The 26,094-nt window shown below is 31.1% G+C and carries 26 protein-coding genes and 1 pseudogene; 5 read left to right on the top strand and 22 right to left on the bottom strand.

The window, feature by feature from the left end; translation table 11 throughout:
* Window positions 1-161: 161 nt before the first annotated feature.
* From U9O55_04030 to U9O55_03970, 13 genes and pseudogenes are all read right to left on the bottom strand, one after another.
* The gene (locus tag U9O55_04030) at window positions 162-473 is read right to left on the bottom strand and encodes a hypothetical protein (GenBank protein MEA2088978.1); all 312 of its coding nucleotides are present in this window, start codon (window positions 471-473) and stop codon (window positions 162-164) included.
* A 78-nt stretch (window positions 474-551) separates the two neighbouring features.
* Window positions 552-1,250 (bottom strand): ribonuclease III, encoded by a 699-nt coding sequence (rnc, locus tag U9O55_04025; protein MEA2088977.1) that lies wholly within the window; start codon window positions 1,248-1,250, stop codon window positions 552-554.
* A gap of 65 nt (window positions 1,251-1,315) precedes the next feature.
* Window positions 1,316-2,200: a tetratricopeptide repeat protein gene (locus U9O55_04020; protein MEA2088976.1), complete on the bottom strand. Its 885-nt coding sequence runs from the start codon at window positions 2,198-2,200 to the stop codon at window positions 1,316-1,318.
* Between the two features lie 6 nt (window positions 2,201-2,206).
* Window positions 2,207-2,974 carry a triose-phosphate isomerase gene (gene tpiA / locus U9O55_04015; protein ID MEA2088975.1) on the bottom strand — a complete coding sequence of 256 codons (768 nt, stop codon included), beginning with the start codon at window positions 2,972-2,974 and terminating at the stop codon, window positions 2,207-2,209.
* Between the two features lie 18 nt (window positions 2,975-2,992).
* The gene (locus U9O55_04010) at window positions 2,993-3,487 is read right to left on the bottom strand and encodes a small multi-drug export protein (protein MEA2088974.1); all 495 of its coding nucleotides are present in this window, start codon (window positions 3,485-3,487) and stop codon (window positions 2,993-2,995) included.
* Window positions 3,488-3,519: 32 nt separating this feature from the next.
* A complete protein-coding gene (locus tag U9O55_04005; protein ID MEA2088973.1) occupies window positions 3,520-4,416 on the bottom strand; it encodes a serine hydrolase in 897 nt (298 codons plus the stop codon).
* Between the two features lie 10 nt (window positions 4,417-4,426).
* A complete protein-coding gene (gene scpB, locus U9O55_04000; GenBank protein MEA2088972.1) occupies window positions 4,427-4,981 on the bottom strand; it encodes an SMC-Scp complex subunit ScpB in 555 nt (184 codons plus the stop codon).
* A gap of 11 nt (window positions 4,982-4,992) precedes the next feature.
* Window positions 4,993-5,685, bottom strand: a complete 693-nt coding sequence (locus U9O55_03995; GenBank protein MEA2088971.1) for a segregation/condensation protein A — start codon at window positions 5,683-5,685, stop codon at window positions 4,993-4,995.
* Window positions 5,686-6,192: 507 nt separating this feature from the next.
* Window positions 6,193-6,789, bottom strand: a complete 597-nt coding sequence (locus tag U9O55_03990) for a YbaK/EbsC family protein (protein MEA2088970.1) — start codon at window positions 6,787-6,789, stop codon at window positions 6,193-6,195.
* Between the two features lie 261 nt (window positions 6,790-7,050).
* Window positions 7,051-8,022 (bottom strand): SLAC1 anion channel family protein, encoded by a 972-nt coding sequence (locus tag U9O55_03985; GenBank protein ID MEA2088969.1) that lies wholly within the window; start codon window positions 8,020-8,022, stop codon window positions 7,051-7,053.
* A 34-nt stretch (window positions 8,023-8,056) separates the two neighbouring features.
* Window positions 8,057-8,539 (bottom strand): annotated as a pseudogene (locus tag U9O55_03980) (IS1595 family transposase).
* Window positions 8,524-8,805 (bottom strand): hypothetical protein, encoded by a 282-nt coding sequence (locus U9O55_03975; GenBank protein MEA2088968.1) that lies wholly within the window; start codon window positions 8,803-8,805, stop codon window positions 8,524-8,526. Before U9O55_03975 ends, U9O55_03980 begins: the two are co-directional and overlap by 16 nt.
* A gap of 55 nt (window positions 8,806-8,860) precedes the next feature.
* The gene (locus tag U9O55_03970) at window positions 8,861-10,327 is read right to left on the bottom strand and encodes an LCP family protein (protein MEA2088967.1); all 1,467 of its coding nucleotides are present in this window, start codon (window positions 10,325-10,327) and stop codon (window positions 8,861-8,863) included.
* 85 nt (window positions 10,328-10,412) lie between these two features.
* Here U9O55_03970 and lepB point away from each other — a divergent pair, with 85 nt between their 5' ends.
* The 5 genes from lepB (at window position 10,413) to recR (ending at window position 13,115) form a co-directional block, all read left to right on the top strand.
* Complete coding sequence (lepB, locus tag U9O55_03965; GenBank protein ID MEA2088966.1) at window positions 10,413-11,042, top strand: signal peptidase I; 630 nt, start codon at window positions 10,413-10,415, stop codon at window positions 11,040-11,042.
* 93 nt (window positions 11,043-11,135) lie between these two features.
* Entirely contained in the window at window positions 11,136-11,441 is a 306-nt protein-coding gene (locus U9O55_03960; GenBank protein ID MEA2088965.1) for a PEP-utilizing enzyme, read from the top strand.
* A 196-nt stretch (window positions 11,442-11,637) separates the two neighbouring features.
* A complete protein-coding gene (locus U9O55_03955; GenBank protein MEA2088964.1) occupies window positions 11,638-12,063 on the top strand; it encodes a hypothetical protein in 426 nt (141 codons plus the stop codon).
* 45 nt (window positions 12,064-12,108) lie between these two features.
* Complete coding sequence (locus U9O55_03950; protein MEA2088963.1) at window positions 12,109-12,384, top strand: YbaB/EbfC family nucleoid-associated protein; 276 nt, start codon at window positions 12,109-12,111, stop codon at window positions 12,382-12,384.
* Window positions 12,385-12,515: 131 nt separating this feature from the next.
* The gene (gene recR / locus U9O55_03945) at window positions 12,516-13,115 is read left to right on the top strand and encodes a recombination mediator RecR (GenBank protein MEA2088962.1); all 600 of its coding nucleotides are present in this window, start codon (window positions 12,516-12,518) and stop codon (window positions 13,113-13,115) included.
* Between the two features lie 126 nt (window positions 13,116-13,241).
* Here recR and guaB read toward each other — a convergent pair whose 3' ends face one another.
* The 9 genes from guaB to U9O55_03900 all read right to left on the bottom strand — a co-directional run bounded on the left by guaB (window position 13,242) and on the right by U9O55_03900 (window position 26,069).
* Window positions 13,242-14,705 (bottom strand): IMP dehydrogenase, encoded by a 1,464-nt coding sequence (guaB, locus tag U9O55_03940; protein ID MEA2088961.1) that lies wholly within the window; start codon window positions 14,703-14,705, stop codon window positions 13,242-13,244.
* 132 nt (window positions 14,706-14,837) lie between these two features.
* On the bottom strand, window positions 14,838-15,155 hold the full coding sequence (gene rplU / locus U9O55_03935) for a 50S ribosomal protein L21 (protein MEA2088960.1): 318 nt from the start codon (window positions 15,153-15,155) through the stop codon (window positions 14,838-14,840).
* 126 nt (window positions 15,156-15,281) lie between these two features.
* Window positions 15,282-15,731 carry a DUF192 domain-containing protein gene (locus U9O55_03930; protein MEA2088959.1) on the bottom strand — a complete coding sequence of 150 codons (450 nt, stop codon included), beginning with the start codon at window positions 15,729-15,731 and terminating at the stop codon, window positions 15,282-15,284.
* Window positions 15,732-15,734: 3 nt separating this feature from the next.
* Window positions 15,735-16,790: an MraY family glycosyltransferase gene (locus tag U9O55_03925; GenBank protein MEA2088958.1), complete on the bottom strand. Its 1,056-nt coding sequence runs from the start codon at window positions 16,788-16,790 to the stop codon at window positions 15,735-15,737.
* 3 nt (window positions 16,791-16,793) lie between these two features.
* On the bottom strand, window positions 16,794-17,144 hold the full coding sequence (locus U9O55_03920; GenBank protein MEA2088957.1) for a hypothetical protein: 351 nt from the start codon (window positions 17,142-17,144) through the stop codon (window positions 16,794-16,796).
* 158 nt (window positions 17,145-17,302) lie between these two features.
* Window positions 17,303-18,745: an Asp-tRNA(Asn)/Glu-tRNA(Gln) amidotransferase subunit GatA gene (gene gatA / locus U9O55_03915; protein ID MEA2088956.1), complete on the bottom strand. Its 1,443-nt coding sequence runs from the start codon at window positions 18,743-18,745 to the stop codon at window positions 17,303-17,305.
* 109 nt (window positions 18,746-18,854) lie between these two features.
* Window positions 18,855-19,145 (bottom strand): Asp-tRNA(Asn)/Glu-tRNA(Gln) amidotransferase subunit GatC, encoded by a 291-nt coding sequence (gene gatC / locus U9O55_03910; protein MEA2088955.1) that lies wholly within the window; start codon window positions 19,143-19,145, stop codon window positions 18,855-18,857.
* Window positions 19,142-21,196, bottom strand: a complete 2,055-nt coding sequence (ligA, locus tag U9O55_03905; protein MEA2088954.1) for an NAD-dependent DNA ligase LigA — start codon at window positions 21,194-21,196, stop codon at window positions 19,142-19,144. The genes gatC and ligA overlap by 4 nt, the downstream gene beginning before the upstream one ends.
* Window positions 21,197-21,326: 130 nt before the next feature.
* A complete protein-coding gene (locus U9O55_03900) occupies window positions 21,327-26,069 on the bottom strand; it encodes a LamG domain-containing protein (GenBank protein MEA2088953.1) in 4,743 nt (1,580 codons plus the stop codon).
* Window positions 26,070-26,094: the final 25 nt, after the last annotated feature.

Here is a 26,094-nt window from a genome sequence, read left to right as displayed (position 1 = left end):
GTATGAAGACTTTGGATATTAACTACGCCATTTTCTATTTTAACATTTTTTATAACTTCCTGAATCTTTTCGGTAATATCAATAAAATCCAAAGTGGTTTTAGTTTCAAGACTAATTATATGATTATGAATTTTCATTTTTTAAAATTTATTATAATTAAATTATTTTTTGGATTTTTTTCCGCCAGCTGGCGAATTTTTATCTCTGTCCTTTTTATTTTGGATCAAGCTCATTCCTTGTTTAACTAATTCAGCCAATAAAATCAAATGCGATGTTGATTTTCCTATTTTATTTTTCAAGAAATCAACTAAATCGTCAATTTTGCTGATTGTATTTTCTGTTTTGTTAATAATTTTTCCAGCTGTTCTAAAAATTCTAACAATGTAATACAAAATAAAAGAGATAAAAACCGTGAGCCATAAAATAGAAAAAGCTAAAATAATAAATAAGACATCCTTGCTTGTTTCTAACATAAATTTGAAATCTAAATATACAATTTCTAAATGATAAAAATATTATTTAGATTTATATACTTAAAATTATAATAATAATTATTTCCAATGTTTTTTATTAAGGCCTTTTTTTGCGGCGTCTACCTGCGCTATCTGCTTACTACTCCCCTTTGCTTGAGCAATCAATTCATCGCCGATATAAACGCCAATTGTAAAAATCTTTTCATGGTCAGGTCCTTCATCTTTTAAAACTCTATAATGAGGAGTTATGCTGAATTGTTCCTGCGCTATTTCTTGAAATCTGCTTTTTGGATCTAAATAAAGCTGTTTTTCAAAAATATTAGGAATTTCTTTATTAAAAATTTTTTTTAAAAAACTTTTAGCTATTCTAAACCCTTGGTCTAAATAAATAGCTCCGATAATTGCCTCAAAACAATTAGCTAAAATAGATTCGCGCGCTTTTTTATTGTTGTCCTGACGCTCTCCTTTGCTTAAATATAAAAAATCGCCGAATTTAAATTCATCAGACAATTTCGCCAGCATCTGCGTATTTACCATGCTTGCCCTTAAATTAGTAAGCTTGCCCTCATCTTCGTTGGGATATTTTTTAAATAAATAATCAGTTATCGCAAGCTCTAAAACCGCGTCGCCTAAAAATTCCAGCCTTTCATTTTGACCTAATCTAAAATTAGGATGCTCATTCAAATAAGACCTATGGACAAACGCCTGCCTTAATAAATCTTCGTTATTAAATTTTACTTCCAAAATTTTTTCTAATTTTGATAAATTCTTTTCCATACTCTTTTACTAAATTTATTTTAACCGCAAAATCTAAATCAAATTTTGCAATGCAAAGAAATTTATTAATTTAATTCTTTAATATCTTTTTTATATTCTTCTATTTTGTTGTTTTCAGGATTTATTTTTTCTAATTTATATAATATATTTTCAGCTAAATTTTTATCTTTTAGATCTATACTTGCTTTAATCAAATAATCAAGATATTTTGGATTATTCGGATCTACATTCACAGCTTCTTTTAAATGCGACTGCGCCTCCTCATTATATCCCAAAATTTGGCAAACTTTTGCCAATTCTATCAACATGGGAGCATCGTGTTTTTTAAGTTCAACAGCTTTTAAAAAATTTTCTCTCGCGCAAATTATATCTCCTTTATTTGAATTAATTTCGCCTAAAGCAAAATACGCGTAACTGTCTTTATCATCTAATTTGATTATATGCTCAAAAACTTCTTTTGCTTGCTCATATTGTTTTAACTCTAAGTAAATTTTTCCTAATCCTTTATACGCCTTAATATTTTGCGGATTTAAACCAATGGCTTCAACAAATTTCTTTTCCGCCTCCTCTAAATTATTATCTGCTAATAATAACTTTGCTTCTTCTAAAATATCTTCAGAATTGTTTTTATGCTTTATTTTAAAATGTTCCATCTTTGGCTTAAATTTGTATATTTTTTCCAAATCTAAAAGTTTGTCATAAAGCGTTTTAAATTTTTTCTTAATTAAACCGCTTAATTTATCAACAAAAAAAATTCTGTTTAAAACGGCTAATTTCTTTAATCTTCTTTTTATTCTGTCTATAACTATTTTTTCACGCAATCTGTCTTGCTGTTCTTTTGGCAAAGATTCAATATCAATTGAAGAAATGGTTGGAAATTTTCTTATTATAATAAACAAAATAATCGCAAAACTAACTATTATAACAGAAAAAGGTATTATATTATACATAAAATTTTATTTAATCGTATTTACTTCTCTAATTATATCAATAAATTTTTTAGAATTCAAACTGTCGCTTCCAACTAAAACCCCCCAAATATTCGGCTGAATTAAAAAATTTTTAACAACTCCCGCATTGATGCTTCCACCATAAATAATTTTAAAACATTTTTCAACTATTTCAATAGGGAAAATATCAATCAAAGTCTGCTTAATAATTTGATGCATATATTCAGCGTCTTCCGGTTTTATTGCTTGCCCAGAACCTATTACCCAGACAGGCTCATAAGCAATAATCATTTTTTCTGATCCGCTAAAATCAATTCCTGATAATGCTTTTGTAATCTGGCTTATTATAACATAATCTTTCCTATTTTCCTGCCTTTCTTGAAAATTCTCGCCTACGCACAAAATCGGAGTTAAAGATGATTTTAAAGCTGTTTTTACTTTATAATGCGCCATCTCATCGGTTTCTTTAAAATACTTTCTTCTGTCTGAATGCCCGATAATAACATATTCGCATCCAACGTCTTCTAACATTTCACAGGAAATTTCCCCCGTGTAAGCTCCTGTTTCTTCCCAAAAAACATCTTGACCTCCTAATTTTATTTTTCTATCGATATTATTTTTATTTATTTCAAAAAGCGGAACATAAGAAGGACAAACAACAATTTCAGCTTGATTTTTTTCAAGGAAATTTTGTTTAATTTCATTAAAAAGCTCAATGCTCTCTTGAAAATTAAGCTTCATTTTCCAATTAGCTATAATGTAAAATTTTTTCATAGAATATATGTTATTTTTTTAAAATACTGTTATAAATCCTAAAGTAATTAAAGTAACTAAAGTAGCAGCAATTAATATTCCTGCCATAATCAAAGGAAATGCCTTATAAAAAGAAATACGGAAAAGAAAAGCCGCAACAGAACCAGACCATGATCCAGTAAATGGCAATGGAACTCCTACAAAAAAAATCAAAGCAATTGCTCCGTATTTCGCGTATTTTCCTGAAAATTTATTTTCTGTTCTTTTAAAAAACCAATCAAAAAGTTTTTTGCATCTTTCTGATTTTTTAGAAATAAAAAAATAAATTTTTTCCACGCCAATTAAAACAAAAAACATTGGCACCATATCGCCTAAGACAGAAAATAATATGGCCGACCATATTGGTAATTCATAGACCACCAAAGCAATTGGAATTGACGCCCTTAATTCCGTAACTGGAATCATCGCGATTAAAAAAGTCGCAAATTCAGGAGACAAATTTTTAAACGTTTCAATTAAATTCAAATCAAACATATAAATAAATTTTAGCAGAAAACAAACAAAAATCAAGCATCAGATTTTTCCCATTCCCAATTTGTGAAAACCCAGCTGATTAACGCTTTCGCTTCCTGAAAACGGCTCTGATTTGTTTCGCTTCCTAAAATCACGACAAAAATTTTATTTCCATTATTATTTTTTGCCTCACAAAAAAAACAATATCCTGCTTCTTCTAAATGCCCTGTTTTTCCGGCATTTAAAAAATATTCCGAGCCTTTGTCAGCTAAAAAACTATTTAAGAGTCTGTTGGTGGAAAAAACTTGATGAAATCTGCCTATATTTATATTTCTAAAAAAATATTTATCCTTGCTTAAAATCTCAACAATATTATCGTGATTAAAAATCTCAACGCTTAATTTTATTAAATCTTCCGCTGTTGAAACGTTTTTTGGATTAAGTCCAGCTGGATCAAAAAATTCTGTTTTTCCCATTTTTAATTCTTTTGCTTTCACGTTCATTGATTTTACAAAATCTTCGTTGCTTAAATTGCTAATTCTTGCCAAAGCAATAATTGCCTGATTATCTGAAGCAATTAAAGCTAAATTCAGTAAATCTTTTGCAGTAACTACTTCGCCATAACCAAGATAAATTCTTCCACCCTCGCGCCTGTCTTCTTTCTTTATAACAACCTCTTGCCTCCAATCAATTTCACAATCCAATAAAATTAAAACAGACATCAACTTTGTGATGCTGGCGATTGGTAAAACTTCATTCTTGTTTTTCGCAAATAATATTTTGTTGCTTTCTTTATCAACAACCAAAACGCTTTTAGCTGTTGTTGATATTCCTAAACTGTCATTAACAAATTTTTTAGGAAACTGTTTATCTAAATTATTATTAAAATTTTCATTAGCTGTAGGATAAATAATATTAAGCGATAAAATTAAAATTAAAATCAAAGGCATAAAATTATTGCTAAAAAATTTCTTGCTTACTTAATTTTTCAAATTCAGGCAATTCTTCAATAGAACTTATTCCTAAAAACTTTAAAAAATCAAAACTAACATTATAATATATTTCTTCCTGCAAAAAATTATCATCTTTATTTTCCAATTTCTTTTTTAAATCTTTTCCTTGATTTTGCTCTATCAATCCCCTGATTCTTAAATTTCTCAAAATTAATCCACAATTGACTCCCCTAACCTGCTCTAATTCTGGTTTTGAAATTGGTCCGCGATAAGCAATAATAGTTAATGTTTCTAAAGCTGGCTGGGTTAATTCTCCTGACACTTCTTCTTTTAAAAATTTCTTAATTATATCAGCATTAGCAGGATTAGTAGTCATCTGATAGCTTATTAAATTTTTTACTATAATAATTCCGCTATTTTTTTCTTTATATTCATTAATAAGCTCGCTTAACTCCTGTTTAATTTTCTTTTTATCAGCTTCCACAAACTTAGCGATTTTCCCAGCAGACAACGGCTTATTAACGACAAATAAAATACTTTCGATTTTTGATTTTAAATTCATAAAATTAAATTTTAGACATTAGAAATTACAATATCAGCGAAAAGTTCATCTTGTTTTATAAAAATATCCTGACGATTATTAAGTTCTAAAACAGCCAAAAAACTTACTATTCGCTCGCTTTTAAATACCCAAGAGACAATTGATTGATTTAAAATAAATTCTTTTCTGTCCTTTATTATAGAATGTATTTCTTTAATTCTATCGCTTATAGAAATCTTTCTCATTATTTTATCTCTATCTATTATAAAATCATCTTTTTTCAAATTATGCAAAAAATTTTTAAATGATTTGTGCAATATTGATGTTTTAAGATTTTTAGGTGGGCTAAAAACAACTTGATTTTTTATTTTACTGTCGCGCGTAAATAAAAAATTTTCCTCTAATATAATTTTATTTATTTTTTTACAAGCTTCAAAATATTGCTTGTAAATTTTTAATTGGCGCAATAATTCTTCCTCTTCATCGTCTTCCTCTTCCTCTTTCGGCAACAACGCTTTGGATTTAATAAAAACAAGCTTAGCCGCCACTAATAAAAAATCAGCTACCTCGTCAGTAGCCACATTTTTAAATTCTTCAACATAAGACAAATATTGATCAGTAATTTTTACTAAAGAAATTTGAGTTATGTCTAATTTTTCTTTTTTAATCAGCGATAATAATAAATCCAAAGGACCGTTAAACTGGTCAAGCTGAACTTTAAGCATAAAAATTTATTTTTTTTAATTTTTTTATTGACAAAAGTCTCAATCGTGTTAACATTCTAAATAAATACAATAAAAGGAGGAGCCAATTCATGGATGCTTTTAAAAATCATTCAATGTTGGACGAAGAAAGAATAGATGATGAAGAAAAAAACAATAAAAAGATATAGGGATTTAGGCAAGGCTTATGCTCCGGTCGGACATGTTTATTCTGTTATAGTTGAATAACTAGACATTAATAACCCTGACATAAAGGGATTTATTAATACATTAAATGAATACATAAAAATCGGAGGAGATGGATTTGCCTGTGTTCATAGTCCAATGGAACATTTTTATTCACGCACTATCTATAAATTATCTATATATTTGAAAGAAGAATTTCCAGAAATAACAGAAAAAAAATTTGAAAAAATTTTAAAGGAAGCATGCGGCGGATATATATACTACTAAACAAACTAATAATAATCCAAGCAATGAGTCTCAACTATAAAATATATTGAGACTTTTTTATTTTTTCGCCTTGCGTTTTTTAGCTGGTTTTGATTTTATAATTTTTTTAGCTGTTGGTTTCTTTCTTGCTGCCTTTTTCGCGACAGTCTTTTTCTTTTTTGGCTTGATTTTTCGCGCTTTTTTAAATTTATGCTGTTTTGAAAAAGCAGTTAATGCTTCGCCTCCGTGCTCTAATAAATCCATAGCTTTTAATTTTAAAGATTCTGTGTAGCTTCCTCCGCTCACAATAATTATTCTGGTTTTTAAAAGTGTTTTATCAATAAAAACAGGAACCTTATGAAAAGTTCCAAACGGAAGCAGATTTCCTTTTTTTGTTTTAAAAACCTTTACCATATCAATTTCTTTAACAATTTTAATCTGTTTAGCTTTCAAAAGCTTTTTAAGCTTGTCAAAATTCACTTTGCGATCAGCCGGAACCACGACTAAAATATGCTTTTTGTCTACTTTCAGCGCTAATGTCTTCGCGATTTGGCTTAATTTTTTCTTCATAGTCTGCGCCATATCAAAAGCAGTATAAACTGTTTTGTGCTCTAAAATTTCGTAGTTGATGTTATGTTTTTCCAAAAAATTTGTTATTTTTTTAGGAATAGCCATAAAATTATTGGTTAGTTAATTAAATATTTTTTTAAAAAATAAAAATGAATTTTTTATTATCAAATATAACGCCCGCGCTTATGAGAAATGACGCGCAGGCAAGCTTTGCTTGCCGAAGCTGCATTTCGTATAAGCGCTGTTATGCGAAGCTTCGCGGAGCATAACAGCGCTGTAAACGCGGGCATTATGCAAAATTGAGCGAAGCGAGGTTTCTGATAATGCTTCATAATATGCGATATTTGGCGGTGGTCCCAAAACTCCTTATTCTTCTTCAATACAAATTTCTCTTTTCGAAGTGGCAATAATTGTTTTTACTAACAATGAAACTATGATTATATTCAACACAGAAAATAATATCCATGATAAATATTTAAACATCTCAACATTAGTTTCATAAAACATTAGAATGGTTGCTATCGTTATCGCAGCGATTGGAAAAGAATATGCCCACCATGAAAGATAAAATTTTACTTTTCTAAATAAGTTTATCTGTGCGAATAATAAAAAAACAATAAATAAACCAAAATAATACAATATTTTGGAAAATTCGTTTACTTCTCCTGTTAGTTTAACAAACGAAATAAATCCTACAGCTGGCGGAGCAATTAAAATGAAAAATGTTGGCAATAATTTATCAGGCAATGGATTATGAAAAATAATACGATTAAAGAATATAATTAATAATATTATCCAAAAAAATAATCCTATACTGAAAAAAAACCAAGATATTTCAGAAGAAAAATGACTAACCCCGGCAACTGGCACCAATATATTACCTACCGCAGGAATAAACCAAGCAGGATTCATATGTTTGATTTCAAATTTGCTATGTTGAATCCAAATAGAGATAATTTTGATAGTAAAAATAAAATGGATTATCGTACCTGTAAGCCATAAATATTTTGATATAATCATACTTACAGACAAAAACGCTACACTTAATAAAAGCAAACTTATTGAAAATGTCGGAAAAAAACTCAATTTAATAGGATGATTAAACTCATTTTTTACATCATCTTTAAACCTGATCATTTTTGTTAGATAAACAATTGAAATAATAATGAAAAATAAGATTGTCATCATTAAAATGTACCAACTTAAATGTATTGGCATTTGTAAAATTTGTTCAGCTTTTTGAAAGGCTATGGTAAAGCCACACATTCCTAAAATCATTGAAAAAAATGATACTGGAAACTGTTTTATTCTGCATTCTTTTTTCATATTGTTATCCATATTATAAATTAAAAGTTATATAAAATTTCCGGAGTTAATCTAAAACAGAGTTATTAGAAAGTAGAATTTTCCTGATAAGCAAGCCTAAATTTGAGTATTTTCTGTGGTTGAAACAAAACTCCATCTCTTTTAGATAAAGATAGAAGTATTTTCTGTTAATTCCATAGTACTTTTTCAACTTGGCTTTGGCATATCCCCAAAAGTTTTCTATGCCGTTAATGTGTTGTCTCTTACTGTTGGCAAACGTTTTACTGTGATTGATACGATAGTGTTTGAAACTATCCAAGACCAGTCCGTCATAAGACCTGAAACTATCTAAATAGACAATGCTCTTGGAAATAACATTGGTTCTGATCATCTTCCGCAAGGTCTTACTGGAGACATCACTCACTATCTTGGTATAAATATTTCCTTTTCGCTTAAGTATGCCAAATACGGGGACTTTACCAGCTACTCCTCTGCCACAATTGCCTTTTCTTCTGCCTCCAAAATAGCTTTTATCTACTTCAACTTCGCCATTGATTCAAGATATATTCCTTTAATCACATCCATCCCAAACCATCCTCCGCCTAATTTTACAATAGCCGCTTTTATTGAATCTGATGTTCTTGTGCTTTCCTGTAAAAACATTGAGGCAATAATTTTGCCAAGACAAAGGTTGGCAAAATTGTCGCCTTGCTTAAATCCCTCTTCAAAAATTTTCATACGACGAAAAAGTTCTGAACATTCTTCTATCCTAAAATCTTCTGTTCTTGTAAAATGTTTCGTAGATTTATTGTTAATTAATTAGTTAATATTTTGTTATTTTTGATACAAAAAATTTTTAAAATAATTTATTCTATCTATCCGCGTTTTCGCCAAGGATAATTATAAAATCAGCCAAGCTGTTGAAGTCTGGATTAGTCAGACCAATTTTCGCGCCAGAAACGGTTTGTGATGTTAGCCAATCAGGGACAGTCAAGCTTACGACAGCGTTTAACCTATTTTTTAAAAAAATTAATTCATCAGTCCTGCTGTTGCGAGTCAAATCGTAGATAATTGTTTGTTTGTAATCCTGTTTTTTAGCGTTGCCTATTTTTGTTATTTTAAATTGGTTCTGTTTTAAATCTTGAGCTATTTTTCCGGCTAAACCAGTTATTTTTGTTCCGTTTCGTACTTCAATGGAAGCATAAGAATTTTGCTGGCTGGTAGCTCCAGCAACAACTCCTGGATCAAATATATTTTTAGCCAAAATTTTTAATGAAGTAAAATCATTATTTTTTGGTAAAAGAACATAAGCGCCGTTAAAATTAGTTTCATAAAGGTGACCGTTTTTGCCATTGCTTAAGACTATATGATTTATATTTTTAAAATCGCATTTTTTTAAAATATTTGACAAACTGACAATTTCACGAATTTCCATATTAGTATTTATGTGATTTTCTAAATTAGCAAGAATAGTTCCAATCTTTTTGGGATTTAGCCAAAAATGAAAATTAGACATTTTTTCTTTGACAGCCAGCAGTATTTTTTGCTGTCTTTTTGATCTTGCAAAATCAGATCCTTCATTATTATTTCCATGCCGTGATCGTGCGTATTTTAACGCTCTGTCGCCGTCCATATTTTGCGATCCTTGCTGGAAATTCACGGGATTATATCCAAAATTATTATCAGGATATTTTTCATCAACAAATGAATTATCGACATAAACATTAATTTTGCCAATGTCGTCTATTATTTTTTTAAATCCGTCAAAATCAGCCCTTACATAATAATGTATGGGAATATTAAAAATTTTTCCAACTGTTTTTGAAGCTAAAATACCGCCATATCCTTGTTTTTTATTTTCTCCATAAGCGTTGGCGTGGTTTATTTTATGCCAGCCGTATTCTTCTATGGGAACATAAAGATCGCGCGGAATTGATATTAAAGAAATTTTTTGTTGTGAAGTGTCCACGCTGGCAACAATCATAGTGTCAGAAAGGTATGTTCCTTGATGCCCCTCGCCCCCAATTCCCAAAAGTAATACATTTATTCTGTTGCCTTCTTCGCCTTTTAATTTTCTGTCGCTATTTTTATTTAAATGGCCGAGTGTCACAAAATGTTTGATTTCATTCCTAATACTGCTGATAATTCCTGAGTTTGTTTCGTTTGTGTTTTTGTTTTTTTCATATGAAGAAAAAATTTGCCATGAGAAAGACGCCAATGAGATAAGCAGTATTATTGAAATATAAATTGAAAATTTCGCAATTTTTGATTTTTTGCGCGGATAATAAACATCACCATTATTAATATGGTTTTTTTGCAAAAAATTTATTTTATTCATTTGATTATTTTTTATTTTGTGGTTTAATTGTTTTAGAACATTCTTTGCCCTGAATTTCTTATATATTAACTAATAATTAAAATTTATGCAAATCAAAGAAAACAAGCCTGAGACTTTTCAAAATAATAAGCAAAAAAATTTTTATTTTAAAAAATATTTTAAAAATTTTTCAGCTTTTGCGATTGAAGCAATAAAAGCTGTTGTTTTTTCTTTAATAATAATTTTACCTATTCGTTATTTTTTGATTCAGCCATTTTATGTAAAAGGAGCGTCAATGGAGCCTACTTTTAGCAACCATGATTATTTAATTGTCAATGAGATAGGATATCGTCTTGATGATCCAAGGCGCGGAGATGTCGTGATCTTTAAATATCCAAATGATCAAAGACAATATTTTATTAAAAGAATTATTGGCTTGCCAAGTGAAAGAGTAGAAGTAAAAGATAATCAAGTATTTGTTTATAATAATGAATTTCCAAATGGAGTTGAAATAAATGAAGAATATTTGAATAGTGATGATATTAGAAAAAACACTAACACAACTTTAAATGAAAATGAATATTTTGTCTTAGGCGATAATCGCAATAATAGTTTTGATTCCCGTTTTTTTGGCGCTGTTTCAAAGGATTTAATTATTGGAAAGGTTTGGTTGCGCGGCTGGCCGTTTAATGAAGTTAAAATTTTTAATGGATATGAATATAATTTATCAGAATAAAAATATGCCAAAATTGATCAAGCAAGTAATATTGATAAAAATATTAAATTAATAAAAGGAAATAGCGCATTTTTAGGAAAAGCCAGTGGGAGAGTGAGAATAATCAGGTTAATTGAAGAAAGTAGCAAGTTTAAAGAAGGAGAAGTCTTAGTCGCTTCTATGACAGACCCGAAATACATATCAGTTATGAAGAGAGCCGCGGTCTTTGTGACTGACGAAGGTGGCATAACTTGTCATGCGACAATTGTTTCTCGTGAACTAAAAAATTTTGCATTATCGGAACTAAAATCGCTACGCAAATATTGCGCAATGGGCAAATCGTGGAAGTATATGCGAATAAAGGAATGGTTAAAATTATTAAATAAAAGACGCTTGTCAGCCTCGGACGAGGGGATTTAGTTGACCTTGTTAGATAATTTATATATAACGAGATAAATATCTAATGGGGTTGAAGTTGACACAAATAAAGGAATTGTGAAAATTTTAAAATCTAAATTTTAAAAATGGATACTGAAAAATTTAACTTTTTATTTTAGTTATATTATACTTAAAGACAATATAAAAAACATTATTTAATAATTAAACAAAAAAATTTATGCAAGAAACAATGCCTGTCAGGAATCTTGAAGAGGGCAAAAAAAATATAAAAATGGATCCAGATAAAAGACTTGTTGATTCATTGACCGAATTAAAAGAAAAAAAAGGAAAAATTATTGAAAAAATTAGCAATGCCGCAGATGAAGAAAAACAAATTTTAGAAATGGATTTAGATGATATAAAAAATCAAATAAGAAGGCAAGAAGAAGCCATTGAAAGAAGCCTAAAAAGAAATATTAAAAGAAAAAAAATAAAAAATTTAGAAAAAGATGTTGGAACAGAAGAATTAGCAAAAGTCTTTGATTTTCAAAAAGAAAAAAGAAAAAGAGAAAAAAAGAAAGAAGTTGATTCAGAAACAAAACAATCAGTTGGGGAAAAATTTTTGGCTGATTATGAAAATTTTAGAAAAAGAAAAAAAATATAAATTGAAAACTTCATTTAAATAAATTAAATAATTTTAACAAATTTTATGTTTGATAAATTTAAACAATTAAAAGATTTGCAAAAACAAGGCAAAGAGCTTCAAAGAACACTGGCTGACGAATTTATTGATATTGAAAAAAACGGAATAAAAATTAAGATGAATGGAAATATGGAAATTATTAATATAGAAATTTCTAATGAAGATGATAAAGAAAAACTGGCAAATAATTTAAAAAAAATAATAAATGACGCCATAAAACAATCACAAAAAATGATGGCTCAAAAAATGATGCAAGGAAATTTTAATATCCCAGGACTTTAAACCCCTCCTAACCTCCCCTTATCAGGGGAGAAATCCATTTAAATAATTTTCGGACTGTCTGTTCTTAATTTTGATTTTTGGATTTTAAATTTGTAATTTATTTGTAATTTGTAATTTGTAATTTTATTTGTGTGTTTTTTCCAAATCCTATTAAAAATTTAATAGAATATTTTAATCTTTTGCCTGGTATAGGCACAAAAACTTCTGAAAAGTTTGTTTTTCATCTGTTAAAAAAATCTCCGCAAGATTTGAAAAAATTCGGACAGGCAATTGCTGAATTAAAAAACAAAATAATTGTTTGTGAAGAATGCTGTAATTTTTCGGAAAAATCACCGTGTTATATATGCACTAATCCGAACCGAAATAAAAAAATTATATGCGTTGTGGCAAAACCGCAAGACATCTATCCGATTGAAACAACAGAAAAATTCAGTGGTGTATATCATATTCTTGGCGGAACAATTGACAATCTTAACGGCATTACTCCCGATAAATTAAATATAAAACAATTAATAACAAGATTAAAAAATAACAAAATAGATGAAATAATTTTAGCTTTTAATCCAGACATTCAAGGCGAAGAAACAATAATGTATTTAAAAACAGTTTTAAAAAATTTTAAAAATATAAAAATAACCAGGTTAGCAAGAGGGCTTCCAATGGGCGCTGATTTAGAATACGCGGATGAAGTCACAATCTCTAACGCTTTAAAATACAGAAACGAGCTTTAAACAAATATTCTATAATTATTTTAAAATATTTTTTTATAGACAAAACTTCAATACTGCTTAGTATGGAAGTTTTGTCTATAAAAAATGAAAAGGTGTGGCAAATATTAAATATTTGCCACACCTTTTTTACTCAATCCAATAGTTTGGTGACTCTTTGGTTATTATAACATCATGGACGTGACTTTCTCTTAGACCTGCAAGAGTTATGTGCGCAAAACAGGCATTTTGCCTGAGTTCCTCTATGGTTTTACAGCCAATATACCCCATGCCGGCCTTTAACCCTCCGACGAGCTGGTGGATGGTGGTGGAAATCGAACCTCTATATGGCACTCTGCCTTCAATCCCTTCTGGAACCAGCTTTGCCTCTGTTCTGACATTTTCTTGAAAATATCGGTCCTTGCTGCCATCTTTCATGGCTCCTAATGAACCCATACCGCGATATACCTTATATTGCCGTCCCTGATAAAAAATTTGTTCACCAGGACTTTCATCTGTACCTGCGAGCAGACTTCCTATCATAACACAATGAGCGCCAGCTCCTATAGCTTTTGTTAAATCACCAGAAAATTTAATGCCTCCATCAGCTATAATAGGTCTTCCAAATCTTTTTGCCACAACAGCGCAATTATGGATAGCTGTTAACTGTGGCACGCCAACACCAGCGACAATTCTTGTCGTGCAGATAGAGCCTGGTCCCACTCCGACCTTTATGGCGTCAGCCCCTGCTCTCAATAATTTTTTTGCGCCTTCCGCAGTCGCAACATTACCCGCGATCACCTGGACATTGACAAAACATTCTTTGATTTCAGATACCGCATTGATCACGTTTTTTGAGTGTCCGTGAGCTGAATCTATAACTATCACGTCCGCTCCAACCCTAACCAAAGCCTCTGTATACCGAAGATAATTTTTGTTTATGCCAACAGATGCGCCAACTCTTAGACGGCCTTTTTCGTCCTTACTTGCCAAAGGATATTTCTTAATTTTTTCTATATCCTTGATCGTGATGAGACCTTTGAAATTTCCGTCATCGTCCACTACAAGAAGTTTTTCAATGCGATGTTTGTGTAAGATGACTTTTGATTTTTTAAGGGTAATCCCGACAGGGGCCGTAACCAGATTTTCTTTTGTCATTACCTCGTAAACTTTGCGATCCCAATCTGTTTCAAACCGCAAATCCCGTTTTGTGACAATGCCTACAAGTTTTTTCCCAATCACTACTGGCACACCTGATATTTTATATTCACGCATTATCTGTTCTACATCCCATATGCGCTGATCAGGTGTCACTGTAATTGGGTCCGTAATCATACCGCTTTCAGACTTCTTTACTCTTTCAACTTCTCTTACCTGAGCTTCAATAGACATATTCTTATGGATAATTCCAATGCCACCCTGTCTTGCCATGCTGATAGCGGTTCGCGCCTCAGTAACTGTGTCCATCGCAGCGCTTATTAATGGAATATTAAGACGAATTTCAGACGTGAGCTGAGTGGAAATATCTACCTCTGTTGGCAAAACTTCAGAATAAGCAGGCACCAACAATAAATCGTCAAAAGTATATGCCTCTGGAATTAGATGATTTAACATAATTTTGTTTCCTCCTTTTTTATTTTTCAAATATGTTAAAAACCAAATTAACAAAAAACACCCTGAATATAGGGTATTTTTAAATTTCAAAGAGCTTAATAAAACACGCCTGCATTTTGCAAACGCATTTGATTAAACTATTTTAATAATTTTTAATTTTGTATAACGCTGTTTATGTCCTAACGTTTTTTTATATCTTGTTTTTGCTTTATATTTAACAACTGTTATTTTTTTCTTTCGTGTCTGCTCTAAAATTTCAGCCTCAACTTTAGCGCTCTTAACAAAAGGATCGCCAATTTTAAAATTTTTTGCTTTTTCATCAGAAATCAATAAGACTTCTTCTAAGCTAATTTTTTTGCCAGGTTCTTTGTCAATTTTTTCAACCTTTATCTCGTCTTCCTGCTTGACTTTATATTGTTTTCCGCCTGTTTTAATTACTGCTAATTTCATATAATATAATGCGAATACTCCAGATATATATCAGAAAATGTCGCGAATATAAATAAAAATAAAATTTAAAAAAACTAAACTCTTATTAGGAATTTAGAAATTTTATAATTATGACTATATAATAAACTACTTTTTTGTAATTGTCAATAACTCTACCTTGTCGCCCTGTTTTATTCCATATTTTTCACAAAATCCAGCGTTAACTTCCAAAACCCAATCAACCTTTTTTTCAGAATTGTAGGTTGGAATATTACCGTTAGTCGGCATTTCGGCATTTTCTGTTATATTTTTTATTATTCCATTATCAATCCAAATCATATCAAGCTGAAAATTCATTTTGTTCATCCAAAAAGAACGGACTAATTTATTTTCAAAAATAAAAAGCATTCCGCAATCATCACATAAATCTTTTCTGTCTGACAATCCTTGTGTTCTTGACTTATCAGTGTCCACTATTTCAACATTGATAATTTTATCTTTAACTTGCAATTTATTGAATTTAGGATCAACAAAATTATTGCATCCGCTGATAACAAAAACAAACAAAAGCAAAAGTGTTAAAAAAATCTTTTTCATAATTTATATTAATCTTGTATTTTTCTTTTTTTTATAAACTAAATACAAAAAACAGGCGTTTAATAACATTAAAAATAATAAAATAAAAATAGCCATTAATCTTCCTTGGCTTTTAAAAAATAATCCAACTCCTCCTAAAATTGACGTTAAAAAACAAAGAAAAATTACAGATTGCTTGTGCGAAAAACCAATATCCAATAATTGAAAATGAAGATGTTTTTTGTCAGCATGCGAAAACGGAGATTCTTTTTTAAAAATTCTTTTAATTACAACAAATAACAAATCAATTATCGGTATTCCCATAACTAAAAAAGTAATAGCAATCTTGCCGTCAGTCACAATAGCTAAAATACCTAGCATAAAACCGCAAAACAGGCTTCCGCCTTCTCCTAAAAAAATAGACGCTTTATGCCAATTAAAAATTAAAAATCCTAAAAGCGATCCTCCAAAAATTATTGCCAACAGCCCTACTTCCGGCAATATTAATGGTCCTAAAAATAAACTTACAATAAATATAATTATTGTTCCAATCAAAGTTATTCCCGTTGTTAAGCCGTCAAGCCCGTCCAAAATTTTTGTTGTATAGCTCATTCCCAAGAGCCAAAAAAATGTCAAAATAATTGACAAAAATTGAAAATTATTAAAATCAATAATTCCGCCAAAAGGATTTGTAATATAACCTATTTTAATTCCCACAGCTATAACCACGCAAACCGCAAATATTGGGGAAATTACTTGTTTAATAGGATCAAGGCTTTTTTTGTCATCTAAAAATCCTCCAAAAATAATAATCAGTCCGCCTAACCAAATTCCAGCCATCATTATAAGGCTTATATATTTTTCAATAATCAAATCACTAAAAAAAACATAAAAAAAAGAAACAGTAAAAAAACTTAAAAAAATTGCTGTTCCTCCGAGAAGAGGCGTTGGCCGGTTATGGACTTTTCGCCAAAAACCAGGCTTGTCAATTATGCGAAAACGCCAAGCTAAAATTTTTACTAAAATTGTAAAAAAGATTGAAATTAAAAAAGCGCTTATTCCAGCTGTTAAATATTGCATATATTAATTGGTGAACATATCCGCGTCTATTTCCGTCCAATCATTTTGCTCATCGCTCCATTTATAAGCCTTAAATTTTGAAACTTCCTCAGAATCAGAATAAATATATTCCACGCCGACATCTCCTCCGATCCTGCGTGAAAAATTAGTCTTTTTTTCCAAAACAATCGGGCGCGTGATTAATTCCAATTTTATTTTTCCCAATGGACCTTTAAATTCAATAATTTCGCTTTTTTCGAAAACATCATTACTGTTTACATCTTTTCCAATTTCTTCTTGCTTTTCTTTTTTGTCTAAAATTCCAAATTTTTCCTCAACCATTGCTATTATATTTTGCCATTTGTCATAATACATAAAAAATAATTCAAAATGCAAAAATCAAAATGCAAAACTAAAATTAAAAACTAAAAATTTCCTATTTTATTTATTGTTTTAAATTTTTAGTTATAATTTTCCTGCCTGCTAGCAGGCAGGGAACTTTGAGTTTTGAATTTTGAACTTATATTACTATATTAATGTGTTTGAGTGAGTTTATGCCCTATTTTTAAAATTGTTTTTTCATCAAAATGCTTGCCTATAATCTGAACGCTTAATGGCATTTTATTTGTTTTGCCAAAAGGAATCGCAAGAGATGGAACCCCTGCCAAATTAACAGGCGCGGTAAAAATATCTTCCAAATACATCTGCAAAGGATTATCTATTTTTTCTCCTATTTTAAAAGCAATATCAGGAGCAACAGGAGCTAATAATGCGTCAACTTTTTCAAAAGCATTATCAAAATCTTTTTTAATCAAAGTTCTAACCTGCATTGCTTTTTTATAATAAGCGTCGTAATATCCAGCTGACAAAGAATAAGTCCCAATCATTATTCTTCTTTTCACTTCCGCTCCAAATCCCTTTGCCCTGCTTTTTGCGTAAATATCCATTAAATCTTTTGGTATTTCATTTTTGTCATTAGTTATTGAATAACCATATCTAACTCCGTCATATCTTGCCATATTAGAACTAACTTCTGATGGAACAATAATATAATAAACAGCAATAGCGTATTTAGTATGCGGAAGGCTAATATCAATAATTTCACAGCCTAAACTTTCAAGCTTTTTAACTGCTTTGCTAATATTCTTTTTAATTTCCGGACTTGATTCTTTAATAAAATATTCTTTTGGAACACCAATTTTTAACCCTCTAATATTACCTTGCAATTCACGCAAATAATCGTCAACTTTTGCTTTTGGCGTTGTAGAATCATATTTATCATATCCCGCTATTTCTTTTAACACAATCGCGGAGTCTTCCACTGTTTTTGTTATTGTTCCAATCGTATCTAAAGAAGACGCCATACTCATAACACCATATCTTGAAACTCTTCCATAAGTTACTTTTAATCCAACAACTCCGCAAAACGCGGCCGGCTGTCTAATTGATCCGCCTGTATCAGTTGCCAAAGAATAAGCAGCCATATTAGAAGCAACAGACGCGGCTGATCCGCCAGAAGATCCGCCGGAAACTCTTTTTAAATCCAATGGATTTTTAGTAACTCCAAATGCTGAAGTTTCTGTTGACGCGCCCATTGTAAATTCGTCTGTATTAACCTTTCCTAAAATTACAGCTCCCTGCTTTTTTATTTTTTTTACTGATGTTGCGTCAAAACAAGGCATATAATTACGCAAAATATTGGATCCTGCTGTTGCTTGAATTCCTTTAGCGCAAAAACAATCTTTGATTGAAAAAGGAACACCTGCTAATGGTTTTAAATTTTCGTGTTGTTTAATTTTTTTATCGATATTTTTTGCCTGCTCTTTTGCTAAATCAAAACTTGTTGTGATAAAAGCGTTAATATTTTTATTCTTTTTTTCAATTTCCTTAATATAACTTTTCGTTAATTCACAGCAAGAAAAATCCTTATTAATTAAACCTTGATGAGTTTGCTTAATTGTTAGTTTGTTTAACATAAAATAAAATGCAAAATACAAAAATCAAAACTCAAAATAATAAATTTAAAAAATAATTATTTATTATATTTCATCGCGAAGCGATTCCTCAATTTTGATTTTTGATATTTTAAAATACGCTTTTTACTTTGAACAGATTATCCTCTTTATCAGGAGCGTTATTTAAAATTTCTTGTTTTGATTCTAATAATGCCTCCTCAACCACGTCATCTCTTATTGAGTTTATTAATCCCGTAACTTGCGATGTTTCCTCAACACCGTCAGTATTAACTTCTTCTAATTTTCCAACATAATCCAAAATAGAAGAAAGCTGAACAGAAAAAATTTTTTTTTCTTTTTCAGTTAACTCAAGACGAGCCAATTTAGCGATGTGTTCTACTTGTTGTTTATTTAATTTCATATAACTAAATTTTGCTTTATTAAATCTGAAAATTCCTCCCCATCTAAAATTTTTATTCCCAGTTTTTTCGCTTTTGCGTATTTGCTTCCTGGGTTTTTACCAGCTATAACATAATCTGTTGATTTGCTTATTGCGGAAGAAATATTGCCTCCTAATATTCTTATCTTATCTTTTGCCTCCTGTCTTGTCAAATTATTAAGCGATCCTGTTAAAACAAAAGTTTTATTATAAAATTTTTGATCTAATTTTTTTTCACTTGCAATTTTAATTCTAATGCCAGCAATGTTTAATTTATTTAATTCTTTTAAATTTTTTTCATTATGAAAATAATTATACAAGCTTTCTGCCGACTTTTCACCAACCCCTTCAATTTTCTCAAAATCTTCTAATTCTAAATTTTTAAAATAATTGATTATTTCTCCTAAATTTTGAGCTTTGAATTTTGAATTTTGAGTTTGTTGCGATAGCAACATCGCTGTTTCTTCTCCAACATATCTTATTCCTAAGGCAAACAAAAATTTTGAAAGCGTAATATTTTTTGATTTTTCTATTTCATTTATTAAATTGTCAGCAGATTTTTCAGCGAATCTTTCTAATGGCTCTAAATATTCCTTTTTAATCTTAAAAATATCAAAAAAATCACGAATTATTCCTTCATCTATTAATTGCTCAACAATCTTTTTCCCAAAACCATCAATATTAAAACCTTTTTTAGAAACAAAATGTATTAATCTTTCTTTTTCTCGCGCGTAACATTTTTTGTTAGAACAATATGTAGCTGCTTCTCCTTTTTTTCTAAAAGTAAATGATCCGCATATTGGACAAACTTTTGGCATGCTAAATTTTTTTTCCTTGCCATTACGCAAATTTTTTATCGGCTCTATAATTTCAGGAATTATATCCCCTGCTTTTTGGATAACTACTGTATCGCTTATTCTAACATCTTTTTTTTTAATTTCGTCTTCATTATGAAGCGTAGCTCGGCTGACTGTTGACCCAGCAACTTTTACTGGACGCAAATGTGCCACAGGGGTCAGCGCTCCTGTACGCCCAACCTGTATCACAATATCTTCAACAACAGTTGTTGCCTGCTCTGCCGGAAATTTAAAAGCAATTGCCCAACGAGGAGCTTTCCCAGTATGCCCTAACATTTCCTGAAATTTTCTGCTATTTAATTTTATAACAATGCCATCAATCCAATATGGCTCTTTTTGTTTTCGCTTCCCCCAATAATCCCAATATTTTATTACTTCTTCCGCTGTTTTGCAAAGTTTACAATGCTTATTTACGTTAAATCCTAATTTTTTTAAAAAATCTAATTCTTGAAATTGAGTTAACGGAATGTGAGCTGATTTTATTTGCGCTAAATCATATAAAAAACAATCTAATTTTCGTTTAGCCGTAATTTCTGAATCTAATTGCCTGATTGATCCAGCTGAAACATTGCGAGGATTGGCAAATTCCGGCCTATTTTCTTTTCTGCGTTTTTTATTCAGATCTTTAAAATCCTTATCGCTCATCCATACTTCTCCTTCAACTATAACAGAAACATTTTTGCGCAAACGCAACGGTATGCTTTGAATAGTTTTTATATTTTGGCTTACGTCTTCTCCTGTTTTACCGTCCCCTCTTGTTAGCGCTCGGACAAAAATTCCATTTTCATAAGTTAAAACTATATGAACTCCGTCAATTTTTAACTCGCAAGTATATTCTAAATCTTCTGTTATGTTCATTTTTTCTAACATTTTTTTCACTCGAGCGAAAAAACCATAAAGATCTTTTTTGCTAAAAACATCGTTAAAAGACCATTGCCTTACGGTATGTTCAATTTTTGTAAATTTATCCAAAGGAACTCCGCTCACCCTTTGGGTAGGAGAGTCAGACGTTATAAATTCTGGAAATTGCTTTTCTAAATCAGCTAATTCTTTTTTTAAACTATCCCAAACAGCGTCAGAAATTTTTGGCTTGTCTAAAGTATGATAAAAATAAGAATGATAGCTAATTTCTTTTTTTAGTTTTTCTATTCTATTTTTGGCTTCTTTTTTGGTCATAATATCCCATTTAAACATATAAACATTTTAACATCTAAATAATTTTTATTCAAACAAAAAAGATTGCGAAACTTTCACAATCTAATTTATTTATATGTTTCTATGTTCAAATGCTTATTTGTCTATTTGTTTATTCTGGCCTTGCGTCTCTCCACTCAGGCAAATAAGGGCATGGCTGAATTTTTAAAACATTAGAATTACCATGTTCAATAGCAGGCTCTACTGGCAGACCCTTAACAATATAATAATATTTTGTTCCGGTTAAAAATTGCTCGCTATGATCATTAAGATTGTAATAATCAATAAATTTATATGTTTTAGTATTTATATCATAACAAACTCCGTCACTACAATCAAGATCACAATCAGAACAATCGCCTCTTCCCAGCTCGCTGGTAAGCAAACCTCTATCATTATTATCAACATCATTATCACCGTCCAAATCTCCTATACAAGGCATAACAGCACAATCTGAATTAGTGGCAATTTGAGCATCCATTATTGTTAAATCATCGCCGTCAACATCTCCATCTGAATCAATATCTCCCCTACAAGGATCAGTATAAACTGAACAACCTATAATTAAATTAATATTTCTATAACAAGCGCCATCACTGCAATCATAATCTTTTAACAAACAATCTCTTCTTCCATACTGGGAATCAAATTCATTTTGATCATTTGAATCAACGTCATTATCGCCATCTAAATCGCCGATACACGGCAAACTGCTACAATCAGCGTTATTAGCAATTTGCCAATTCATATCTATTAAATCATGTCCGTCCACTTTTCCGTCATCATCAAAATCGCCAGAACAACTATTGCCAAGATATTGGACATCGTCAAAAATATTAGATATAGATTCAGCCCTGTAGACTTCATATCTTTTGGCATTTTCAAATCCTAAATAATTTTCAGCTCTTTTCCAATACAATTCCACTTTTTCACAACTGCTTAATTTTCTTTTAAGCACTAAATTTTGCGGTCCGCATTTAGCGGTAATTGTAGAAATGGTGGAAGTGCTAGTTCCTGCTGGATTCCATGCCTCAATCAACCAAGAATAATTCTTTTCCTCAACCAATCCTGTGGCAGAAAAAGTTTGCGTTTCACCTGAATTTATTGGAGACAACTTTTGGGCTATTAATACAGGTCCTGTAAAATCATAATCCTGATAAACATTATAATAAAATTCTCCGCCTGTTCCTGGATTATTTGGAGGATCATTGCCAACTTCACCTATATCTGTTATATCGCTCCAGCTAATAGTTGTTTCATCGCACTTTATGTTTGATAAATCTAAATTAGTTGGCGCAGCAGGCGTGTTTCCGCAGACTGGCACTGTATCGCCCAAAAGATCTGTTGGGTCGCTGTCCCCACCGTATCCTTTTGCTATAACAGTATATAAACAATCTTTATTAATAAATTCAAATGGAATATGGTCAATATACTTAACATAAGTATCAAAATAAGACACATCAGGATTGTCAGGGTCGTAAGAAGAATATCCTATTTCTCCAATAGTTATAGTGTTATCATATGTTCCATCACAATATCTGCTAATCACATATTGAAAAGCATTTTGCATTCTATCCCATTTTAAATTTTCTGAACCTCCATTTAAAAAACTAATTGTACAATCAGCGCTGTCGCAATCGCTGTCTCCGGCGCAAAAATTGCCATTGTCATTTCCTCCGTTGCAATACCCCATACAATCAGAAGCCACTGAAAAATTAGCGGGAATTTCTGGAGTAGCGTTGCAATCTATTGGATTAACAAAATCTAGAGGATAATCAATTGATTGAACAGTTCCGCCAGGACCGTTTGCTTTAAGATAATATTTATATCCAGTTGTTAATATCAGCTCATAATCTTCACAAGTTATCACTAATAATCCTGAATCAATATCTATTATGCTTGAACAATTATCAGATCCACTTGTAAGACTTCCAAAATTATTATCTCCAATTCCATTTATTATTATATCATTATTTAATAAGTCATCTATTCTATAAAGATCATAATCGTCAGTGTTATTTTCTTCAACAATAGCGTTCCATTTTACTTCCATATAAGAATTTGCTGAATTATCGCATTTAGGGGTTACATACGATACTGATGGCTCTAAAGGCGCGTTATAACAAGCAGAAGGAGTTGTTGTGGCAATAGTCGCTGAAATATTATAACTATAATTATTTCCTGTGGCTAAAATATAATAATCATAAGCGGAATTTACTTCTAAATCTCCAAAATTTTCATATTCAGAAACCAAAGCTGTATTAACATATTTAATTTCATTGCCGCTTTTAACAATAGAAAATTTGTAAAAAGGAGTATAGCAATAATCGGCTAAAAAAAGATTTGAGCCATCTGTCGCGACACCTTTAACGCCATAAGAACAAACATAACTTGAAGTATCAAATATTGCTTGTATAGAAACTATGCCATCGGCAATTTGAGAAACATTTATCGCGTAAACGCTTTCATAATGAACACCCCCATCTGTTCCAACATATAAATAACCATTAAGATAAGCAATCCCGTGTCCGTTCCAACTGCCATGAGCCATTAAACTCATATCTATTTTTTTATGCAAACTACCGTCTTTATTATATACAAATATAGCTCCTGAATATCTATAATCTTCATAATGTCCTGAATCAACAATATAAAGATATGTCCCGTCCGTAGTAATACCTCTTTGACTATAAATTTCCCCACTAATATCAAACCTGCTAATGAAATTAAAATTTTCATCAGTTTTAACTATATCATTATGCTGATCGTCGGAAAACCAAAAACAATTATCAACGCTATCCCAAACAATTCCATTTAGATCATTGCTCCAAGATTCTGTATCATAACTAATTCCATTAGAATCAACTAGTTCACCGCCAGTATGATTATACCAAGAAGTTCTATAAAAAATTCCGTCTTTATAACAAAGCCCTTCATTATAATAATTCCAATCAATTAAATCTTCAATCTCTCCTTCATAATTCAAACTTGTTGGTTCTGTTCCTCCGCCTTGTTTTTCTCTTACAACATAATAACTGTTTGTGTAACCCAGAGAGTCATCATCCCAGTCTAAATCAGCTTTTGCCTGATCTCCGTTGCACCCTGGAGTAACAGTAAAATTAGTTACATCAGAAGGCGCGGCGCAAAAAGGAATATTTATATCTCTAACAGAACTGTCTTGAGTTAATCCATTAACATTGGTTATTCTTAAAGAAATGCTATGGTTTGCGTCATCGTCTATTCCCCAGCCAGATATGTCATTTTGAAAATAAACATGCTCTCTTCTACCGCCGCTGCACCAATATGTTCCGGTTGTTGGCAAAACATCTGCTTTTAAAACACTATCAATTACCAACCTATAAGCGCTGCTGGTTCTTACATCCGCGTTGCTTATTCCGCTGTTTCCAGGCATAAAATCTCCCCATTCAAAATGGATATACGGATAGCTAACTCCTGGGTTGTCTGAAATACAATATGCAGAAGTATCTGTTTGATAAGAGACCCCTGGAACGCAAGCGTCTGTTGGATTATCAAATGTTGCAGTTTCTGAAACGCTTGTTGCGCTTCCTCCTAAATTAAAAGCTGTTACTTCGTAAGTATGAGATTCTCCCAAATACCATGGATCATCATTCGCTAAAACATTATAATCATCAAAATCAACAACATCGCCGGCTAATGGAACAGTTAAATTTATTCCAGTATTCCCGTCATTATAATCAGCTAAAATTTCAGCTGGGCCTAAAGCTTCGCCAACCACTTTTACTTCGTCAATAGCGCCTTGAAAACTATATCCTATGCGAACAGGATTGTTATTTACTGGATAAACTAAACCATAAGCAGGAAAAGACGCTATTTCTTCATTTCCATTTTTATATATTGTCACTGTATTTTTATCATAAACCATTGCTATATGCGTCCACTCATTGACATTAATGTTTACTCCTGTGTCTATATGACAACGAGCAGACCAACAATCATTTCCACAATGAGCGTTATAAAGATACCAATTTATTTTATTATTATAAATAGTAAAATAATAAACACTATCTTTATAAATGACATAATCACGACTTGATGATCCTTCACTATTAACCCATGCTTCTAATGTAAAACAATTTTTAAAATCAAACACTGAATTGTCGCTATCTGGGATTTCCACACGTCTTCCGTTTGAAAAATCTAAAGCGTTTCCAATTTTTCCTGCTACCCATTGCGGAGTTCCGCTGACAATACTTCCATTTTCTTTTATTTCCGTGGCGTCTTCAATATCTATTCCGCTTCCCTCGTCAAAATGATACAGAGCCGCTATTTTATTTCTTGTGTCAAAAATATCGCTTCCGTCTTGGGACACAACATAATAATCAGCGTTTGCTATATTTGTCCAGCTTAAATCAATAAATGGGGCAACTCCATTACAACTAGGATTATAAATCGTTATATTTGGAACTCCTGGAAGTGCGCAATCATTTGTTAATATTGATTGTGTTGAAGTCGCGTAATTTCCGCTATTACCAACAGCTACTATACTATAATCATAATTAGTTTCATCAAAAGGCGGGCTGTCATCAAGATAAGTTCTTAACGAACTGTCTAAACTGGATTCTAAAATATCTGTTATCCCAACATCCGAGTTATATCTGTCTATAATATAATGGCTGACATTTTCTGGAGCGTCTTGATTCCAAATCAAATCCACATTTGAATTTCCTAAACCATCGCAAACTTGGCTTAAAACAAAATCGCTTGGGGCTGGAGCGTCACACCAGCTAACAGCGATAGGTCCAGCGCTGTCTGAATTTTCTCCGCCGATATTTCCCGCGATAACAGTATAATTATAAGAATTAGGGCTTGCCACAGAATAATCATAATACTCGCTCGCA

The sequence above is a fragment of the Patescibacteria group bacterium genome (genome assembly GCA_034660655.1).
In the GTDB taxonomy this organism is placed as follows: Bacteria; Patescibacteriota; Patescibacteriia; order JAACEG01; family JAACEG01; genus JAACEG01.
The sequence above is the reverse complement of the archived record's forward strand: the minus strand, read 5'-3'. Positions and strand labels throughout refer to the sequence as shown.

Coding starts and splice junctions, on each gene's coding strand:
- U9O55_04030 (MEA2088978.1), bottom strand. CDS start 473: ATGTTAGAAACAAGCAAGGATGTCTTATTTATTATTTTAGCTTTTTCT.
- rnc (MEA2088977.1), bottom strand. CDS start 1,250: ATGGAAAAGAATTTATCAAAATTAGAAAAAATTTTGGAAGTAAAATTT.
- U9O55_04020 (MEA2088976.1), bottom strand. CDS start 2,200: ATGTATAATATAATACCTTTTTCTGTTATAATAGTTAGTTTTGCGATT.
- tpiA (MEA2088975.1), bottom strand. CDS start 2,974: ATGAAAAAATTTTACATTATAGCTAATTGGAAAATGAAGCTTAATTTT.
- U9O55_04010 (MEA2088974.1), bottom strand. CDS start 3,487: ATGTTTGATTTGAATTTAATTGAAACGTTTAAAAATTTGTCTCCTGAA.
- U9O55_04005 (MEA2088973.1), bottom strand. CDS start 4,416: ATGCCTTTGATTTTAATTTTAATTTTATCGCTTAATATTATTTATCCT.
- scpB (MEA2088972.1), bottom strand. CDS start 4,981: ATGAATTTAAAATCAAAAATCGAAAGTATTTTATTTGTCGTTAATAAG.
- U9O55_03995 (MEA2088971.1), bottom strand. CDS start 5,685: ATGCTTAAAGTTCAGCTTGACCAGTTTAACGGTCCTTTGGATTTATTA.
- U9O55_03990 (MEA2088970.1), bottom strand. CDS start 6,789: ATGGCTATTCCTAAAAAAATAACAAATTTTTTGGAAAAACATAACATC.
- U9O55_03985 (MEA2088969.1), bottom strand. CDS start 8,022: ATGGATAACAATATGAAAAAAGAATGCAGAATAAAACAGTTTCCAGTA.
- U9O55_03970 (MEA2088967.1), bottom strand. CDS start 10,327: ATGAATAAAATAAATTTTTTGCAAAAAAACCATATTAATAATGGTGAT.
- lepB (MEA2088966.1), top strand. CDS start 10,413: ATGCAAATCAAAGAAAACAAGCCTGAGACTTTTCAAAATAATAAGCAA.
- U9O55_03955 (MEA2088964.1), top strand. CDS start 11,638: ATGCAAGAAACAATGCCTGTCAGGAATCTTGAAGAGGGCAAAAAAAAT.
- U9O55_03950 (MEA2088963.1), top strand. CDS start 12,109: ATGTTTGATAAATTTAAACAATTAAAAGATTTGCAAAAACAAGGCAAA.
- guaB (MEA2088961.1), bottom strand. CDS start 14,705: ATGTTAAATCATCTAATTCCAGAGGCATATACTTTTGACGATTTATTG.
- rplU (MEA2088960.1), bottom strand. CDS start 15,155: ATGAAATTAGCAGTAATTAAAACAGGCGGAAAACAATATAAAGTCAAG.
- U9O55_03930 (MEA2088959.1), bottom strand. CDS start 15,731: ATGAAAAAGATTTTTTTAACACTTTTGCTTTTGTTTGTTTTTGTTATC.
- U9O55_03925 (MEA2088958.1), bottom strand. CDS start 16,790: ATGCAATATTTAACAGCTGGAATAAGCGCTTTTTTAATTTCAATCTTT.
- U9O55_03920 (MEA2088957.1), bottom strand. CDS start 17,144: ATGTATTATGACAAATGGCAAAATATAATAGCAATGGTTGAGGAAAAA.
- gatA (MEA2088956.1), bottom strand. CDS start 18,745: ATGTTAAACAAACTAACAATTAAGCAAACTCATCAAGGTTTAATTAAT.
- gatC (MEA2088955.1), bottom strand. CDS start 19,145: ATGAAATTAAATAAACAACAAGTAGAACACATCGCTAAATTGGCTCGT.
- ligA (MEA2088954.1), bottom strand. CDS start 21,196: ATGACCAAAAAAGAAGCCAAAAATAGAATAGAAAAACTAAAAAAAGAA.